This window comes from Vibrio sp. HB236076, from assembly GCF_040957575.1.
Lineage (GTDB): Bacteria > Pseudomonadota > Gammaproteobacteria > Enterobacterales > Vibrionaceae > Vibrio.
In genome coordinates, this window is sequence record NZ_CP162601.1 from 1,931,565 (window position 1) to 1,949,484 (window position 17,920).

At 47.4% G+C, this 17,920-nt stretch carries 18 protein-coding genes and 1 riboswitch; of the genes, 3 read left to right on the top strand and 15 right to left on the bottom strand.

What is annotated here, in order from left to right; genetic code table 11:
• Positions 1-99 precede the first annotated feature (99 nt).
• The 4 genes from AB0763_RS08515 to yfbV all read right to left on the bottom strand — a co-directional run bounded on the left by AB0763_RS08515 (position 100) and on the right by yfbV (position 3,631).
• Positions 100-894 (bottom strand): ABC transporter ATP-binding protein, encoded by a 795-nt coding sequence (locus tag AB0763_RS08515; protein WP_306100329.1) that lies wholly within the window; start codon positions 892-894, stop codon positions 100-102.
• Complete coding sequence (locus tag AB0763_RS08520) at positions 891-1,790, bottom strand: ABC transporter permease (RefSeq protein WP_306100330.1); 900 nt, start codon at positions 1,788-1,790, stop codon at positions 891-893. The genes AB0763_RS08515 and AB0763_RS08520 overlap by 4 nt, the downstream gene beginning before the upstream one ends.
• A 95-nt stretch (positions 1,791-1,885) precedes the next feature.
• Entirely contained in the window at positions 1,886-2,851 is a 966-nt protein-coding gene (locus AB0763_RS08525; RefSeq protein ID WP_306100331.1) for an ABC transporter substrate-binding protein, read from the bottom strand.
• A gap of 327 nt (positions 2,852-3,178) precedes the next feature.
• Entirely contained in the window at positions 3,179-3,631 is a 453-nt protein-coding gene (gene yfbV, locus AB0763_RS08530) for a terminus macrodomain insulation protein YfbV (protein ID WP_306100332.1), read from the bottom strand.
• A gap of 327 nt (positions 3,632-3,958) precedes the next feature.
• Between yfbV and AB0763_RS08535 the strand changes: the two genes are divergently transcribed.
• Both AB0763_RS08535 and pta read left to right on the top strand, forming a co-directional pair.
• Positions 3,959-5,155, top strand: a complete 1,197-nt coding sequence (locus tag AB0763_RS08535) for an acetate kinase (protein WP_306100333.1) — start codon at positions 3,959-3,961, stop codon at positions 5,153-5,155.
• A 126-nt stretch (positions 5,156-5,281) separates the two neighbouring features.
• Entirely contained in the window at positions 5,282-7,426 is a 2,145-nt protein-coding gene (gene pta, locus AB0763_RS08540) for a phosphate acetyltransferase (protein WP_306100334.1), read from the top strand.
• Between the two features lie 156 nt (positions 7,427-7,582).
• Here pta and oppF read toward each other — a convergent pair whose 3' ends face one another.
• From oppF to moaA, 10 genes are all read right to left on the bottom strand, one after another.
• Positions 7,583-8,578: a murein tripeptide/oligopeptide ABC transporter ATP binding protein OppF gene (gene oppF / locus AB0763_RS08545; RefSeq protein ID WP_306100335.1), complete on the bottom strand. Its 996-nt coding sequence runs from the start codon at positions 8,576-8,578 to the stop codon at positions 7,583-7,585.
• Entirely contained in the window at positions 8,575-9,546 is a 972-nt protein-coding gene (locus AB0763_RS08550) for an ABC transporter ATP-binding protein (protein WP_306100336.1), read from the bottom strand. Before AB0763_RS08550 ends, oppF begins: the two co-directional genes overlap by 4 nt.
• Before the next feature lie 17 nt (positions 9,547-9,563).
• Positions 9,564-10,466, bottom strand: a complete 903-nt coding sequence (gene oppC / locus AB0763_RS08555; RefSeq protein ID WP_306100337.1) for an oligopeptide ABC transporter permease OppC — start codon at positions 10,464-10,466, stop codon at positions 9,564-9,566.
• 11 nt (positions 10,467-10,477) lie between these two features.
• The gene (gene oppB / locus AB0763_RS08560) at positions 10,478-11,401 is read right to left on the bottom strand and encodes an oligopeptide ABC transporter permease OppB (RefSeq protein WP_306100338.1); all 924 of its coding nucleotides are present in this window, start codon (positions 11,399-11,401) and stop codon (positions 10,478-10,480) included.
• Between the two features lie 117 nt (positions 11,402-11,518).
• Positions 11,519-13,150, bottom strand: a complete 1,632-nt coding sequence (locus AB0763_RS08565; protein WP_306100339.1) for an ABC transporter substrate-binding protein — start codon at positions 13,148-13,150, stop codon at positions 11,519-11,521.
• 407 nt (positions 13,151-13,557) lie between these two features.
• Positions 13,558-14,022, bottom strand: a complete 465-nt coding sequence (gene moaE / locus AB0763_RS08570; RefSeq protein WP_306100340.1) for a molybdopterin synthase catalytic subunit MoaE — start codon at positions 14,020-14,022, stop codon at positions 13,558-13,560.
• 3 nt (positions 14,023-14,025) lie between these two features.
• Positions 14,026-14,271, bottom strand: coding sequence for a molybdopterin synthase sulfur carrier subunit (gene moaD / locus AB0763_RS08575; RefSeq protein ID WP_306100341.1), 246 nt, complete (start codon positions 14,269-14,271; stop codon positions 14,026-14,028).
• Positions 14,268-14,747, bottom strand: a complete 480-nt coding sequence (gene moaC, locus AB0763_RS08580; protein ID WP_306100515.1) for a cyclic pyranopterin monophosphate synthase MoaC — start codon at positions 14,745-14,747, stop codon at positions 14,268-14,270. The genes moaD and moaC overlap by 4 nt, the downstream gene beginning before the upstream one ends.
• A gap of 29 nt (positions 14,748-14,776) precedes the next feature.
• A complete protein-coding gene (gene moaB / locus AB0763_RS08585; protein ID WP_306100342.1) occupies positions 14,777-15,289 on the bottom strand; it encodes a molybdenum cofactor biosynthesis protein B in 513 nt (170 codons plus the stop codon).
• A 102-nt stretch (positions 15,290-15,391) separates the two neighbouring features.
• Entirely contained in the window at positions 15,392-16,381 is a 990-nt protein-coding gene (gene moaA / locus AB0763_RS08590) for a GTP 3',8-cyclase MoaA (RefSeq protein ID WP_306100343.1), read from the bottom strand.
• A riboswitch (molybdenum cofactor riboswitch) is annotated at positions 16,371-16,535 on the bottom strand. It overlaps the preceding gene by 11 nt.
• A 131-nt stretch (positions 16,536-16,666) precedes the next feature.
• Here moaA and yvcK point away from each other — a divergent pair.
• On the top strand, positions 16,667-17,581 hold the full coding sequence (gene yvcK, locus AB0763_RS08595; protein WP_306100344.1) for a uridine diphosphate-N-acetylglucosamine-binding protein YvcK: 915 nt from the start codon (positions 16,667-16,669) through the stop codon (positions 17,579-17,581).
• Here the strand turns inward: yvcK and AB0763_RS08600 are convergent.
• A complete protein-coding gene (locus AB0763_RS08600; protein ID WP_306100345.1) occupies positions 17,576-17,914 on the bottom strand; it encodes an Hpt domain-containing protein in 339 nt (112 codons plus the stop codon). The two genes, yvcK and AB0763_RS08600, sit on opposite strands and share 6 nt — an antisense overlap.
• Positions 17,915-17,920 lie beyond the last annotated feature (6 nt).

Here is a 17,920-nt window from a genome sequence, read left to right on the forward strand (position 1 = left end):
AGCTTTCGTGTGAAAAAAGACCCTAACACATAAAAAGCCCCCCAATAGTTGGAGACCAATGATTGGGGGGCTGTGTTTGGTGCCAAGATAGCCGAGCCTTTAAGTCAGCAGCAAACTGTCATCGGTGAGCTCTTCACCCCGAACTTTTGAGAACATCTCCAGTAAATCAGGGACCTGCATGTTTTTTCTTTGCTCACCAGCCACATCCAACACAATTTGACCTTGGTGTAGCATCACGGTTCTATCGCCACAGGCTAGAGCATCCTTCATCGAATGGGTAACCATCATCACCGTTAGCTCAAATTCGTCGACCACTTTCTTGGTCAAATCAATGATAAAGGCTGCCATACGAGGATCGAGTGCGGCGGTGTGTTCATCGAGTAACAACAACTTACTCTCTGATAAGGTGGCCATGACTAAGCTCACCGCTTGGCGCTGACCACCAGATAGCAAACCAATATTGTCACCTAACCTATCTTCAAGGCCCAAGCCTAAAATACTGATCCGTTCTTGAAAAAAACGCCGCCTTTGACTCGATAGGGCCAAACTCATACTGCGACGATGACCACGACGATAGGCCAAGGCCATGTTTTCTTCAATGGTCAAATCACCACAAGTACCCGCAAGAGGGTCTTGAAACACGCGGGCACAGTGTTTGGCACGCTGATCCACGCGCAACTGCGTCATATTGTTGCCATCGATGTGAACTTGACCAGAGATAATTGGCGTTTCCCCTGTCACCGCGCCAAGTAAGGTTGATTTACCAGCACCGTTAGAGCCGATCACGGTTAAAAACTGCTTTTCAGGAACCACAAGGTTCACCCCGCGCAGGGCTTGATTTTCTAATACGGTGCCAGGATTAAAAGTGACTCGAATATCGTTTAATTCAATCATAACGCAGCCTTAACACGTTTTTTCGCTTGCATCTTACTTTTGATTTTAGGTGCGATGAGCGCCGTCGCCACCAAGATCGCGGTGACCAGGTTGAGATCCGATGCTTGCAAACCGAACATTCCACTACTCAAGGCAAAGGCAACGGCCAATCGATACAACACAGAGCCAATGATGACCGCGCACACCGCCACCCAGATTTTCCGACCTGAGATAAGTGTCTGCCCTAAGATCACCGATGCCAAGCCAACAACAATGGTGCCCACGCCTGAAGTGACATCGGCAAAACTGTTGGTTTGGGCAAACAAAGCGCCAGCAAAACCGACAAACCCGTTAGACAGTGCTAAACCAAAATAGGTGTAGAACGCCGTCGATCCCCCTTGGGCTCTTACCATGCGCGGATTTACTCCAGTCGCTCGCAATGCCAAGCCAAAATCACTGTTGAGTAAACGCACCACACCCCACGCTGAGATCAGCACCAACACTAAGACCACCGTTGGCCTTACCCACATAGGGTCTGCCCACTGCTCAAACGGCGTTAGAATCGTTTCTTCACCCAATAGCGCCATGTTGGGGCGGCCCATAATGCGGATGTTGATTGAAAAAGCGGCGATCATGGTTAAGATCGAAGCCAAAAGGTGTAAGATCCCACATCTCACAGCCAAAAAAGCCGTGACTAAACCCGATAAGCCACCGGCAAAAATCGCCATTGCAGTGGCTAACCAAGGGTCGAAGCCCGCAACAATGGCCGTGGCAGCCACGGCGGCCCCCATCGGAAAACTGCCGTCAACGGTTAAATCGGGAAAGTCCAAAACCCGGAAAGTGAGATAGACACCAAGCGCGACTAGGCCATAAACCAAGCCTATCTCTAAGGCGCCAAAAAAAGCAAATGCAGACATAACAACTCCTAGTGTCTGTCAAAAACCCCAAAACGATGGCGACCCGTTGTTGTCATTTTGCGGAAACACCCTGCTATTTTGGGGTTAACTTATGTTTATTCTACTTGCGTGGCGCGGTCCAACACACTTTGTGGGATAGTAAAGCCCAGTTTATTGGCCGCCGTCTGGTTGATAACTAAATCAGACCCGGTTGCCACTTTTACGTCCAATTCACCCGGTTTTTTACCCGCTAAGATTTGGCTGACATAATCCGCGGTTTGCACCCCAATCTGGTAGTAATCAAAACCAAGACTTGCGATTGCACCGCGTTTAACATAAGAAGTGGCAGCGCCAAAAACGGGGACTTTAGCTTGATTGGCCGCAACTATCATACCTTCGATAGCACTGGCAACAGTGTTGTCAATCAAAGCGTAAATGATGTCTGACTTTCCGGCCACAACTTGAGTCGCCGATTGCACATCGGCACTTTTTAGCGCGGTCGCTTCAACGATCTCGATACCTTGTTCTGCTGCGCTGCGCTTTAATAACGCCATTAAGCTGACCGCATTGGCTTCACCTGGGTTGTAAACCACACCGATACGCTGAACGCTTGGCATCATCTCTTTGATCAATTCAACATGCTGGGCGACCGGAGACAAATCCGACAAGCCAGTGACATTGCCACCGGGCTGTTTGAGCGTCTTAACCAATTTGGCGCCGACTGGGTCGGTCACTGCAGTAAAGACCACTGGAATAGAGCGAGTTGACGATGCCAATGACTGCGCCGTTGGCGTCGCAATACCGACTAAGACATCCGGCTGCTCACCGACAAATTGACGCGCAATTTGCGCGGCAATCGCCGGATTTCCTTGGGCGGTTTTGTATTCAAAGTCCAAGTTTTCGCCTTCGACATAACCATGCTGTTTTAAGCCATCAAGCAAACCTTGACGAGTGGCATCGAGAGCTGGGTGTTCAACAATTTGAGATACCGCCACTGTCGCTTGCTTGGCCTGTAACATCGGGCTAACCCCTGTGGCTAAAGCGGCCATTAACGCAGAGGCCAAAAGTGTTTTTGCTTTCATATCGACTCCTTGATTAAGCAAATGAGCTTGGATAACGCCAATTCACTGGATACAGACAGGTATAGGGCGGGGAGCCGTCGTCGCTGATCCGAGATAAGGCTAAAGTGAATCTGGTGAGAAGTCTTTATATTTACCAGTAAGGCACAGAAAAAGAAAGAAATTTACCGAGCTAAATCGTTGGCGGTGGGAGCTAACGCACATCTGTATCGAATCGAGGGCGTTAAATGTTAAGTGCCGTGATACAAGCGGCTAATCGACAAAACAAAAGCCCACTCAATGAAGAGCAAGCTCTACTGAGTTCGAGTATATAAATGGGTGGCTGATCCGTTAAAACCAGCGCTCCCAAGTTGACTCGTCAAGATGACGAAACGCGCGTTTCAAAATATGCGCTAATTCTTGATAACGAGGTTGGGATTTGACCGGCTCTAAAGCAAAGCCACTGTCGAGAATCTTTTGGTGTAACTCGCGATACCAGGCGGCTAACGAAGGCGGTAGCGGTGTGTTAGCACGGTTGCCAAGCCACCACACACCTTGAAAAGGCAAACTCAAAGCAAATAACGCCACCATCACCGCTTGTGGCAATGCCTCGACATTGTGAAACACCATTTGCGTCAAAACACTTATCACCGCCACAGCAGGCATGACTCGCATAGCGAAACGGGTCGCTTTAATCATACGCTGTTCAGGAAACATGGCATTGAGCTCTTTGCGCATTGGCCATGTGTCCATGTACTTTTGCCCGTCTTTCAACTGATGGGTGAAGCCTGTTTTCGGTTTCATATCGCCCTCTCATTACAACTTAAGTTGAAAAAATCAACTAAATGAACAAAAAAATCAAGAAAATTTAATTTTACTTAAATTTTTTTTGTTATATTGGTTTATTATCGTTATCCTCTGCGCGTCCTTTTATTATTGTTGCTGTTAATAGTGGATTTAGCAAGCTAGGCTTGTCAAACTAACACAGGTATCACTCTTAAAAGCAAGAGCGGTGCAGAAAAGGAAAACCCATTGCACAGAAACACAACCCACTTTTAATGACTGGGTGTTTTTGTGGATTTATTTCATTATTTACTGATTTATATCAGACAAAGATACAGGTAGTCACTCATGTCAAAGCTAGTTTTAGTTTTAAACTGTGGTAGTTCCTCGCTTAAATTCGCCATTGTCGATGCACAAAATGGCGAAGAGCACCTAACCGGTCTAGCCGAATGCCTTCACCTGCCAGAAGCGCGTATTAAGTGGAAGCTCGATGGCAAACACGAAGCACAACTTGGCGACGGCGCTGCACACGATCAGGCGCTGCAATTTATTGTCGACACTATCCTAGCCTCTAAACCAGAACTTGCTCAACAACTCAAAGCCGTAGGCCATCGCGTTGTTCACGGTGGTGAGAAATTCACTAAATCTGCGCTGGTCACAGAAGACGTCATTGCTGGTATTGAAGATTGCGCAACGTTAGCGCCGCTTCACAACCCAGCGGCAATCATCGGCATCAAGGCGGCGCAAAAAGCGTTCCCGGGTCTGCCAATGTCAGTTGTTTTCGATACGGCTTTCCATCAAACCATGCCTGAAGAGTCTTACCTTTACGCCCTGCCGTACAGCCTTTATAAAGACCATGCGATTCGTCGTTACGGCATGCACGGCACGTCTCACCTATTTATCACTCGTGAGACCGCAGAACTTCTTGGTAAGCCGGTTAATGAATTGAACATCATCAACTGTCACTTAGGTAACGGTGCCTCTGTTTGTGCCATTAAAAACGGTCAATCTGTTGATACGTCCATGGGCTTAACCCCACTAGAAGGTTTGGTGATGGGAACTCGTTGTGGTGATATCGACCCTGCGATTATTTTCCACTTACACGATACACTAGGTTACTCAGTGGCCGAGATCAACACCATGTTGACCAAAGAATCAGGTCTTGCAGGCCTAACAGAAGTGACGTCAGACTGTCGTTTCGTTGAAGATAACTACGAAGAAAAAGAAGAAGCAAAACGCGCGATGGACGTATTCTGTCACCGCCTTGCTAAATACGTTGCAGGTTACACGGCATCGTTAGAAGGTCGCTTAGATGCGATTATCTTCACGGGCGGTATCGGTGAAAACTCAGCACCTATTCGCGAAATGGTATTGAACCGCTTAGCCATTTTTGGCATCAAAGTCGACAGCGAAGCAAACTTAAAAGCGCGCTTTGGCGGAGAAGGGACGATTACAACGGCAGACAGCCACATCCCTGCCATGGTCGTTTCAACTAATGAAGAATTAGTCATTGCTGAAGACACTGCACGCCTAGCAGGTCTATAAGCAACGCACACTGGCTAGTCATTGACTAGCCAGTTTTATAATGGGGACTAATTTCTATTCCATCACTTATTGACTGATGGAATAAGCAGTTAGGCTTTAACTCAAAAAAATATAGGTACTTCATCCATGTCACGAACTATTATGCTTATCCCTGCCAGTGCCGGCGTTGGTTTGACCAGCGTTAGCATGGGGGTATTACGCGCTATGGAGCGCAAGGGCGTTAAAGTTTCTTTTTACAAGCCAATTTCTCAACCCCGTCACGGAGGCGATCAACCGGATCTGTCTTCAACCATTATCGCAGCGAATACCAACACGAACATTGGCGAACCTCTAGCGATGTCTGTTGCCGACAATTTGATCGGTAATGACAACATGGACGAACTGCTTGAAACCGTGGTTGAACGTTACAATCAAGTGGCGCAAGATGCAGAAGTCACCTTGATCGAAGGCTTAGTACCCACTCGTAAGCATCCTTTTGCCAACCAAGTCAACGCTGAAATTGCCGCAACCCTCGGTGCAGAGATTGTTCTTGTGGCTACCCCAGGTACAGATAACCCGACGCAGTTAAAAGAGCGTATCGAAGTCGCTTGCTCAAACTTTGGTGGCACCAAAAACATCGCGGGCGTGATCATCAACAAGCTCAATGCGCCAGTCGATGAAGCCGGTCGCACTCGCCCTGATCTGTCAGAGATCTTTGATGATGCTGATCAAGCGAAGAAAAACCAACTCGAAGTCATGCAGATTTTCAACTCAAGCCCTGTGCGTGTGTTGGGTTGTGTGCCATGGAGCATTGATTTGATTGCCACTCGTGCTATCGACATGGCTAAGCACCTTAAAGCGGACATCATCAACAAAGGCGATATCGAAACGCGCCGAATCCGCAGCATTACTTTTTGTGCCCGCTCACTCCCTAACATGATTGAGCACTTCCGCCCTGGTTCACTTTTGGTGACCTCAGCCGATCGTCCTGACGTTATTGTCGCTGCCTCTCTGGCCTCAATGAACGGCGTTGATATCGGTGCTATCTTATTGACAGGTGGCTACGACATTCCAGACTCAATCACCGAGCTATGTAAGCCGGCTTTCGAATCGGGCCTACCGATTTTCAAAGCGCAAGGTAACACTTGGCAAACGTCATTGAACCTGCAAAGCTTCAGTTTAGAAGTTCCCGCGGATGACAAAGAACGCATTGAATTTGTCAACGAGCACGTTGCCAGCCACATTGATGGACCGTGGATCGATTCATTGACCGAAGGGGCCACTCGCAGTCGTCGCCTTAGCCCGCCAGCATTCCGCTATCAACTGACTGAATTTGCCCGTCGCGCAAACAAACGCATTGTGTTACCGGAAGGTGATGAGCCTAGAACGGTCAAAGCAGCAGCTATCTGTGCAGAACGCGGCATTGCCCAATGTGTTCTTCTCGGTAACCCAGATGAAATCAAGCGCGTTGCTGAGCAACAAGGCGTGACACTTGGCAGCGGAGTTCAAATCATCAACCCAGAGGAAGTTCGCGAACAGTACGTAGAACGTTTGGTTGAATTGCGTAAGAACAAAGGCATGACCGAAGTGGTTGCACGCGAGCAACTTGATGATACCGTGGTACTCGGTACTATGATGCTTGAACGCAACGAAGTAGACGGTTTGGTCTCTGGTGCGGTGCACACGACGGCCAATACTATTCGCCCACCACTACAGCTGATCAAGACCGCACCAAATGCTTCTTTGGTGTCTTCGATCTTCTTTATGCTGCTGCCTGATCAAGTCCTGGTTTACGGTGACTGCGCCATTAACCCGGATCCTAACGCCGAGCAATTGGCTGAAATCGCTATTCAATCTGCAGACTCAGCAACGGCCTTTGGTATTGAGCCTCGCGTGGCAATGATTTCTTATTCAACAGGCACGTCTGGCCAAGGTGCCGATGTTGAGAAAGTCCGTGAAGCAACGCGTATCGCTCAAGAAAAGCGCCCTGACTTGATCATTGATGGTCCGCTTCAATACGATGCGGCAATCATGGAAAACGTCGCGGCTTCTAAAGCGCCGAACTCCCCTGTTGCCGGTAAAGCAACGGTGTTTGTATTCCCTGATCTCAATACGGGTAATACCACCTATAAAGCCGTACAACGCTCTGCAGATTTGGTCTCTATTGGTCCAATGCTACAAGGTATGCGCAAGCCAGTAAACGACTTGTCTCGCGGCGCTTTGGTCGATGACATCGTCTACACTGTCGCTTTAACTGCGATTCAAGCCAGTCAAGCAGAAGACAACGCGTAACGCGATTCATCACGGGCCACAGTGAGCAGTGTTATCCCTTATTAACACTTTCGTTTGGTCCGTGATCAATTGACACTCGCTTTGCGAATACAGAGTTACAAATACATAAAAGCCCCTTCACGGGGCTTTTTTTCTACCATTGCCTTTGTTTTATTCTCACACCAGCGAGTCGACTTTCCAACACGCAACGGCGTGGCGCTCGGTACCGATAATCTCGGGTTTGCGCTCAGCACATTCTGTCGTTGCTAGCGGACAACGAGTTCGAAATACGCACCCAGAGGGCGGGTTGATCGGCGAAGGTAACTCCCCTTCTAACATCTCAATTTTTTTGTTGCGCTCAATATTGGGATCGGGGATAGGCACTGCCGACATTAACGCTCGGGTATAGGGGTGTTGCGGATCAGAAAAAAGAGCTTCTGATGTGCCCATTTCAACCGCGTTGCCCAAATACATGACTAAAACCCGATCAGAAATGTGTTTGACCACCGACAAATCGTGAGCGATAAACACCAAACTCAAGCCAAGCTCTTGTTGCAGTGATTTCAGCAAATTGACCACCTGAGCCTGAATAGACACGTCCAAAGCCGATACCGGTTCATCGCAAATGATCATTTTTGGTTTCAATATCAGCGCACGAGCAATGCCGATCCGCTGACACTGACCACCGGAAAACTCATGGGGATAACGGTTGATCACATTCGGTAGTAACCCCACTTTTGCCATCATTTCTCTAACTTGTGTTTTGACGTCGTCTTTACTCAATTGTGGGTAAAAAGTCCGCAGCGGCTCAGCAATGATATCACCGACCGTCATTCTCGGGTTCAGTGAGGCCAATGGGTCTTGAAAGATCATCTGGATTTCTTTGCGTGTATCTCGGCGTTCGATGTCTTGCATCTTGGTCAAGTCGCGACCCAACCAAACCACTTCCCCCTCTGTCGAAGACACCAAACCAATGATCGCGCGCGCAAACGTTGACTTACCGCAGCCAGATTCACCGACAACCCCTAAGGTTTCTCCTTCGTAGAGGCGAATATCAACGCCATCAACGGCTTTGAGTTTAGCGGGTTTCGCCCATGGCCACAGTGATTTAGATGTAATATCAAAATGCACTTTAAGCTTGGACACTTCTAACAATACATTAGCTTGACTCATTTTTCCCATGCCTCCCAGTTAGAAAAACAGGCGCGTTGACGACCTTGGCCAAAATGCACTAACTCTGGTGCGGACTGGCGACAGCTGTCCATTACCCGATGACAGCGCTCTTGATAAGGACAGCCTGTGGGTAAGTGCAACAAGTTTGGTGGATTACCTGGAATGGTTGGCAGTGTGTCACCGACCGAATCGAGGCGTGGGATGGCTTTTAACAAACCTTCAGCGTAGGGGTGGCTTGGCCGGTAAAAAATATCGTCAACACTGCCGTATTCCATGGTACGCCCAGCATACATCACCAGCACTTTGTCACAAGAGCCCGCGACAACACCGAGATCGTGAGTAATCATGATGATGGCGGTATTGAATTCATTTTTTAGTTCATTGAGCAAGTCCATGATCTGCGCTTGCACTGTCACATCTAATGCCGTGGTCGGCTCATCCGCAATCAAGAGTTTTGGGCGACACAACAAAGCCATGGCAATCATAACCCGTTGTCTCATGCCACCAGAAAACTCATGTGGGTACATGTTGATGCGCTTTCTCGCCTCAGGAATTTTAACCGCTTCAAGCATTCTTACCGATTCTTCAAAGGCCTCTTTTTTACCCATGCCTTTGTGTAACATCAAGACTTCCATCAACTGATCGCAAACCTTCATATAAGGGTTCAACGAGGTCATCGGATCTTGGAAAATCATCGCAATTTGTTCGGCGCGAATCGCATTGAGTTGTCTCTCTGGCAGATTGAGGATCTCTTGCCCTTCAAATTTAGCACTGCCTGAGATATAACCATTTTTGGCCAACAAACCCATAATCGCAAACACCGTCTGCGATTTACCCGACCCCGACTCGCCAACAATCCCAAGCGTTTCTCCTGGGTTTAACGAAAAGTTCAAATCATTGACCGCCGTGACCGTGCCATCTTGAGTTGAAAATTCGACTCTTAAATCTTTTACGTCTAATAAACTCATCTTTTTTTCCTTGTCACTTAGCGATCTTTTGGATCTAACGCGTCGCGCAAGCCATCGCCGACGTAATTAAAACAAAACAGAGTGACAACCATAAAGGCGGCCGGGAACAACAATTGCCAAATTGCCACTTCCATGGTGTTCGCGCCCTCTTGCAATAACGCGCCCCAACTGGTCATCGGTTCTTGTACCCCCAACCCGAGGAAAGACAAAAACGACTCAGTTAAAATCATACTTGGGATCAGTAACGTTGAATACACCGCCACAATACCCAACACATTGGGCACAATATGACGGGTGATAATATGGCGGGTGCTCACCCCGCTAACCCGAGCGGCCTCAATAAACTCTTTGCTGCGCAAGCTCAAGGTCTGGCCGCGAACGATACGCGCCATATCCAGCCAAGCAATCGCGCCAATCGCCACAAAGATCAAGATAATGTCACGACCAAAAAACGTGACGAGCACAATGACCAAAAACATAAAGGGAATCGCATAGAGGATTTCGAGTACCCGCATCATCACGCGGTCCACTCGCCCGCCAATAAAACCGGACGTTGCGCCATATAAAGTACCAATCAAAACCGCAACAAAAGCGCCTAAGATCCCCACCATCAAAGAAATGCGCCCGCCTATTAGGGTGCGTACAAACAAGTCTCTTCCCAACGAGTCAGTACCAAATAAGTGCTCTGCGGAAGGCGCGGCATGCATGGCATACCAGTCGGTATCATCGAAGGTGTATTGTGAAAGCAAAGGGGCAAAAATAACCGCTAAGGTGATCAATGTTAAGATCACTAAGCTCACCATGGCCGCTTTATTGCGCATAAATCGGATGCGCGCATCTTGCCACAGACTGCGACCCTGAATTTCAAGTTGCTTTGAAAAGGCTTCTACCGCCTCAACATTGTCTTTTTTCGTCAACATAATACGGCCTTTTAAAAACGGATCTTAGGATCAATTAACGCCAACAAAATATCGACAACGGCGTTAAAAATGATAAATAAGAAGCCAATCAAAATGGTGACTCCCATCACTAACGAATAGTCTCGGTTAAAAGCAGCATTGACGAACAACTTGCCAATACCTGGCAAACCAAAAATCGTTTCCACCACCACAGACCCGGTAATAATGCCGACAAAGGCAGGTCCCATATAAGAAACCACCGGTAACATTGCAGGTCGAAGGGCGTGCTTCACCACAATATAGGAAAAGCTCAACCCTTTCGCACGGGCTGTGCGAATGAAGTTGCTGTTGAGCGTTTCTATCATAGACCCGCGAGTAATTCGGGCAAAGGTGGCGACATACAACAGCGACATCGCCAACACAGGCAAGATCATAAATTGCCACTGACCACCTTGCCATCCGCCAGCAGGCAAAAAGCCATCCATCGAAATAGAGAAGATATAAATCAGTACTGGGGCGAGAACAAAAGAGGGCATCACCACACCGGTCATAGCAGTGGACATAATCAGATAATCCACCCAAGAGTTTTGCCGCAGCGCAGCAATAGTGCCGACACTTACACCAACCACTAAAGTAAAAATAAAGGCAAAAAAGCCCACTTCGGCGGACACTGGCAAGGCTTGTGCGACCAGTTCATTCACTGTGTAGTCTTTGTATTTAAACGAAGGACCAAAGTCGCCTTGTAAAATATTGCCAAGGTAGGTGAGGTATTGATCAAACACAGGCTTGTCCAAACCGTACTTAGCATTGATATTAGCCATCACTTCTGGCGGTAATGGGCGCTCTGAAGAAAAAGGGTTACCGGGGGCAAAGCGCATCAAGAAGAAGGAGATGGTGATCAGCACCAACAAGGTGGGGATCGCTTCTAACACCCGTTTAAAAATAAATTTTAACATAGATAACTCGACATTTTACACATTGACAAAGACGCAATGAGGGATAAGAAAAGGCCCTACTCTGCACGCCCTATTAGGTTAAAATGCAAAGTAGGCCTTTTAAAAACAGAGGGTTACTTAGTTTGCTTTAATGTACAAATCTTTGCTGTAAACCTTGTCTTCTGCGTTGTTTTCAGGGTAGCCACCTAATTGAGGGCTAACCAAACGCGCGTTGACGTATTGATAGATAGGCGCAATGGGCATGTCGACAGCCAATTGCTTTTCAGCGTCGGCATATAGGGCTTCGCGCTCTTGCTCTGAGGTAGAATTAAGCGCTTTTTCCATTAGCTGATCGAATGCTTGGCTGTGATATTTAGGATCATTGGAACTGTTGTTTGACTGCATCAACGACAAGAAAGACGACGCTTCGTTGTAATCACCGCACCACCCTGCACGGGTCACATCAAAGTTGCCTTCACGACGTGTGTCTAAGTAGGTCTTCCACTCTTGGTTCTCCAGAGTGACGTTGACACCTAAGCTTTTTTTCCACATCGACTGAATTGCAGTGGCAATTTTCTTGTGATTGTCACTGGTGTTGTACAGCAAGGTGAAATTTAGTGGGTGATCGCTGTCAAAACCCGCCTCTTTAAGGAGTTCCTTCGCTTTAGCCACGCGTTCTTTTTGCGACCAAGTCGCGTATTCTGGCAATTCAGGGGTAAAGCCTGCGGTAATTTCAGGGGTCAAGAAGTAGGCCGGTTTTTGACCTTGGCCGAGAATCGCGTTAGCGATGATATCGCGATCAATGGCGTAAGATAGCGCTTTGCGTACTCGTACATCATCAAATGGCGCTTTGGCATTGTTAAAACCGTAGTAATAACTGCACAATTGACCAGTGACTTTAAGATCCTCTGGGTGCTCTTTTTGCAAACGGCGGAAATGCTCAAGTGGCAGTTCGTTAGTCATCGTAAGCTCACCGGATAGGAAACGGTTCATTTCTGCCACTTGGCTTTCGATCGGCAAGTAAGTGACCTTGTTGATCACCGTGTCTTTGTCATCCCAATACTGCGGATTACGGCTCAATACCATGCGCTCGTTAACCACCCAAGAATCGAGCTTGTAAGCACCATTGCCAACAAAATGATCAGGCTTGGTCCACTCATCACCCCATTTTTCAAGTGTCGCACGATGCACGGGCTTCACGGTGGTGTGGGCCATCATCTTGACAAAGTATGGTACGGGCTGGGCAAGCTTCACCTCTAAAGTCTTAGCATCTAACGCTTTCACACCTAAGGTTGATTTGTCTTTTTTCCCGGCAATGATATCGGCGGCATTGACCATTGCGGTCATTTCTAAATACCAAGCATAAGGAGAACCTGTAGCTGGGTCGACCGCGCGTTGAAAGGTAAAGACGAAATCATCGGCAGTCACCGGATCGCCATTTGACCATTTTGCATCTTCGCGCAAGTGAAAAACAAACGTCTTGTTGTCGGTGGTTTCCCAGCTTTTCGCTACACCGGGAACGATTTTCCCTTCGCCATTTTGATTAACTAGCCCTTCAAAAAGATCGCGAATCACGTTGGACTCAGGGACCCCTTCGGTTTTTTGTGGGTCCAGTGAAGCCACTTCGGTGCCATTACCACGTACAAATTCTTGTACTTTAGCAAGTTGGGTACCAGCAGGGACATCGGCGGAAAACGCCATTGGACTAGAAACGGCAAGAGAGAACCCAGCGCTTAGCATTAGCGCTTGGGTAAGTTTGTTTTTGTACATGCGTAACTCCAAGTTTTACATTTGCATCCATGAATGAGGCTGAGCGGCAAAGTGCTTAAAACCTCACTACAATCACTCTTTATTGGGTAATTATTCATAGAAACCAATAAAAAAATCACTGTAGAATCAAAAAAATAACAGTGAAAGCGGTTTCTCTGTTATAAAAGTCTGATTTTTAATTACAATTCGCCAGAAAGTATTGAAAATTTGTATATTCACACTATTAACGACGATTGTATAACTTTCGATTTTTATCATTGATGTGCGAAAATGTCGAACTATTTAAATGTAATCGACAATTCAAACCGACAAAAAAGTGATCAAGATCAAGTTATGTAAGAGAAAAAGGCAGGATTGATTACAAAACAACCAATCACTACCTCTTTGGGAGTAGTTACAAGACAGGATTACCCGTTAGTTTTTGACCAACGTTGCAGCGCCTTTTGGTCTGATTCACGCGCATCGAGCCAAATCTCCTCACCGTTGCAACGTCGCTCTTTTTTCCAAAACGGCGCTTGAGTTTTTAAAAAGTCCATCATAAATTGACAAGCTTCAAAGGCCGCTTGTCGATGAGCACTGCTCACCAGCACCATGACAATTTGCTGATTGACGTCAAGCTGACCAATGCGGTGAATGATTTTACTCGCCAAAATCGGCCAGCGCTCGGCCGCTTGCTGACTGATGTCTTGCAACGATTTTTCTGTCATTCCGGGATAATGCTCCAAATACAAACCCGAAATTGATTGATCTAAGTTGATATCTCTGACCAGGCCGACAAAACCGACCACAGCCCCAGCTTGAGAAGACGTCGCCATGCGCTGATATTCCTCGGCAAAATTAAAATCACTGTGCTGTATGCTGACTTGATGCATCGATTATCCCCCTGTCACCGGAGGAAAAAAAGCCACCTCGTCACCATCGCACAAGGGGTGCTCAAGAGAAACCAACGTTTGATTGACCGCGGCTAATACCCTTTGTTGTTCTAACGCCAATGCCCATTTATCTCCTTGACTGGCAAGCTGGGCTCTAAGCGCTTCGACAGACTCAAAACTCGGTTCAACCTCAATCCTCGCCTCACCAATTAATTCCCTCGTTTGGGCAAAAAAATGCACATGGATCATGGTGTCACCTTAAAATCATCGGATTTACCGCCGCTTTTTTCCAGTAATAATACCTGAGAGATCACCATGTCTTTTTGCATGGCTTTACACATGTCATATAAGGTCAAAGCCGCGACAGACGCAGCGGTTAAGGCTTCCATCTCCACCCCGGTTTGACCGGTCAATTTACACCAAGATTCAATGCGAACGCGCGAATTCTCGACCTCTGCTGTTAAGGTCACAGACACTTTAGATAGCATTAGTGGGTGGCAAAGTGGGATGAGATCGGCGGTTTTTTTCGCCGCTTGAATCCCGGCAATGCGAGCAGTCGCAAACACGTCTCCTTTTTGGTGATCGCCATTGAGGATCATGGCGAGTGTTTGTTCAGACATAGACACAAAAGCCTGTGCCCTTGCTTCTCGCACCGTGTGCTGTTTTTCAGACACATCGACCATATTGGCCTCGCCAGCGCCATTGATATGAGTAAACTCCATGATAAATTCCTTATTTCAACACTCAGTGACTTTTACGCGCCAACATGCGGCATAAAATTACACGGTCGGTGGCTGGCATCTAACTGCTCGGCAATGATTTTGGTCCACGCGGTTTTACAAGCCCCGGTCGAACCTGGCATGGCAAAGATCACCGTTTTGTTGGCAAACCCGGCTAGGGCTCGAGATTGAATGGTTGAAGTGCCAATTTCTTGATACGACACCGCGCGAAATACCTCACCAAACCCCTCAACGGTTTTATCAAACAATGGGCTTAACGCTTCAGGCGTCGTGTCGCGCTCTGTAAAGCCAGTGCCGCCGGTGATCAAAATAGCATGGATGTTATCATCGGCAATCCACTGAGAAACACAGGCGCGGATGTGGTATTTATCATCGATAACAATTTTTTTGTCGACTAATTGGTGACCGGCTTGTGTGAGCGCCTCAACGAGATAAGCCCCTGAGGTATCGGTCTCTTGAGTTCGCGTGTCCGACACCGTTAATACCGCAATCTGTGCGGCGCGAAATGGTTGTGAAGAATGAGACATCTTAACTTCCTTAATAAATCATAATGTCTGTACGCATTGCCCAGCCCCATCACGGGCAATGTCAATCCAATCAATACCCAGATAGGCTATCGACGCTAAAGACTAACCACCGATGGAGGCGAGATGAGGGGTTTGTCCCGTATTGCCCTGATGTAAGAAATGGCTTGCTGATTTGCTGGTCAACGCCGCTTGAATGCGGGCGATGAGCTCATGCTGTTGCTGATCAGATTGCAGCAAGTCTCTAAGTTCGACGCCTTGCTCACCAAATAAGCACAAGTGCAATTTGCCAATCGCCGAAACGCGCAGACGGTTACACGTAGAGCAAAAACCTCGATCATAAGGCATGATCAGTCCAATCTCACCTTGGTAATCAGGGTGACTATACACCTGAGCGGGGCCATCATCTTTACCTCTCGTTTTTAATAGCCAGCCATTGGCGATTAAATAATGACGGATATGAATACCAGAAAGATGGTGACGGGTAAATAAGTCATTCATCTCACCGGTTTGCATCAGTTCGATAAACCTTAATTGAATAGGCCGGTCGCGAATCCAAGCTAAAAATTGCGGCAGTTGCTGATCGTTAAGCGATTTCATCAGAACGGCATTAATTTTGACTTGCTCGTACCCCACTTCAAAAGCGCGATCAATGCCTGCCATCACGTCGTGGAAGCGATTTTGACCGGTAATTTGGCGAAACATTTCTGGGTTTAAGCTATCGAGACTGACGTTGATCGCATCTAAGCCAGACGCTCGCCACCGTTCGACTTGCGATGCCATGCGATAGCCATTGGTGGTGGTCGCCACTTTTTCAATACCAGGAGTGTCAGAAACGGCAGCAATCACATCGCAAAAGTCACGTCTCATCGAAGGTTCACCACCGGTAATACGCACTTTTGACGTCCCACATTGGGCAAACGTCGATACCACTCGCTTTATTTCATCGAGCCGCAGAAAACCAGAGTTTTTTATGTCGGAAGGACGATAACCATTGGGTAAGCAATAGGTGCAACGAAAGTTACACACGTCCGTAATCGACAAGCGCAAATAGTGAAATTTGCGCCTATGAATATCAATAAATGGTTGTGCCATTGAACACCTTTCCAAAGTTCGGGAGATAGCTTCGTTTCCTCTGCTACCCTGGTGACCCCTTGGGCCACGGCACACACTGCGTATCTCAATCGACGTTTTGATAACAAGTCATCGAAATCGACTTAGCCATGCGTGCTAGGAGTTATGGCAGCCATGGTCCATCATGGCTACGGCCTTTCATAGTAGTCAAGAAAGTGATTGAGGTTCAACAATTATTTACTACAAAGTACAAATGCGTTGAAATAAGATATGCTTATAGAATGAAAAACCATAAAAGTGCTTAACGTGACCACATCGACGCTAACCGAGATTGACAGCGCCCGTTCGGTGCACCCCAAGATAGTCGCCATAGGTGGTGGCCATGGCTTAGGGCGAGTATTATCGGCCCTAAAAGAATACGGGCATAACGCCACGGGTATTATCGCCACCACAGATAATGGTGGCTCTACTGGCCGAATACGCGAGTCTCAAGGTGGTATTGCGTGGGGAGATACCCGTAATTGCATCAACCAGTTGATCACAGAACCTTCGATCGGCTCTATGATGTTTGAATACCGATTTAGAGGTTCAGGTGAGCTCAGCGGTCACAATTTAGGCAACTTGATCCTGACGGCACTGGGCAATTTATCGGTCAGACCCCTGGATGCAATAAACTTAATCCGACAGACACTAGGCGTGGAAGTCAACCTCATTCCGATGTCAGAACACCCAGCCGATCTCAGTGCACTAGACATTCGCGGCGAATGGATCACTGGCGAAACCCACGTCGATAATATGAAGCATGATCTGGTGCGTTTAGAAATTTCGCCAACGGTGCCCGCCACCAAAGAAGCCATCGATGCGATACAAAGTGCCGATTTAATCATACTCGGCCCAGGCAGTTTTTTAACCAGTATCATGCCACCGCTCTTATTAAAAGAAATCGGCCAAGCTATTGCTGACAACCACGATGCTAAGCTGTTGTTTATCGACAATTTAGGTAAAGAGTATGGCCCTGCAGGTTCAATGACCTTGCGGCAAAAATTGCACTGGTGTCAAAGAGCTTGTGCCGGCCGTCAGGTCGATAGCATCATCACATCGAAGGTTGAACTCGATCTCAAAAAAGAACACCAAATTATCACGACTGACCTAGCCTCCCCCAATCGCCCTTGGCGTCACGACCGCACACGCTTGAAGGACGCTATTGAAAGTCAGCTATGAAAAGGAAAGAGCCACTTCATGGTACTGTGTGGCCGTGTTCAGCAATACATCGGTCAATCTCGCCACTTCCTTATCTTGATCGACCAGGGTTTGTTGCTTGCCACTGGTGTCTATTTCTTGGGCGATCACACACAATTGATCAGCGCCAAAACTGGCGGCGCTGCTTTTGAGTGCATGAGTGATCTCCAGCATGTAATCCAATTGTTCTTCACCTTTAAGTCGATTGAGTTGCTGGTTGTAAACCTCTAACTCCCCCAAAAAGATATTGAGTAACATTGGGATGTTTTCTCGACCGATTTCATTTTGCAATTGTTCGAGTTTTTGCTTGTTCATAATCTG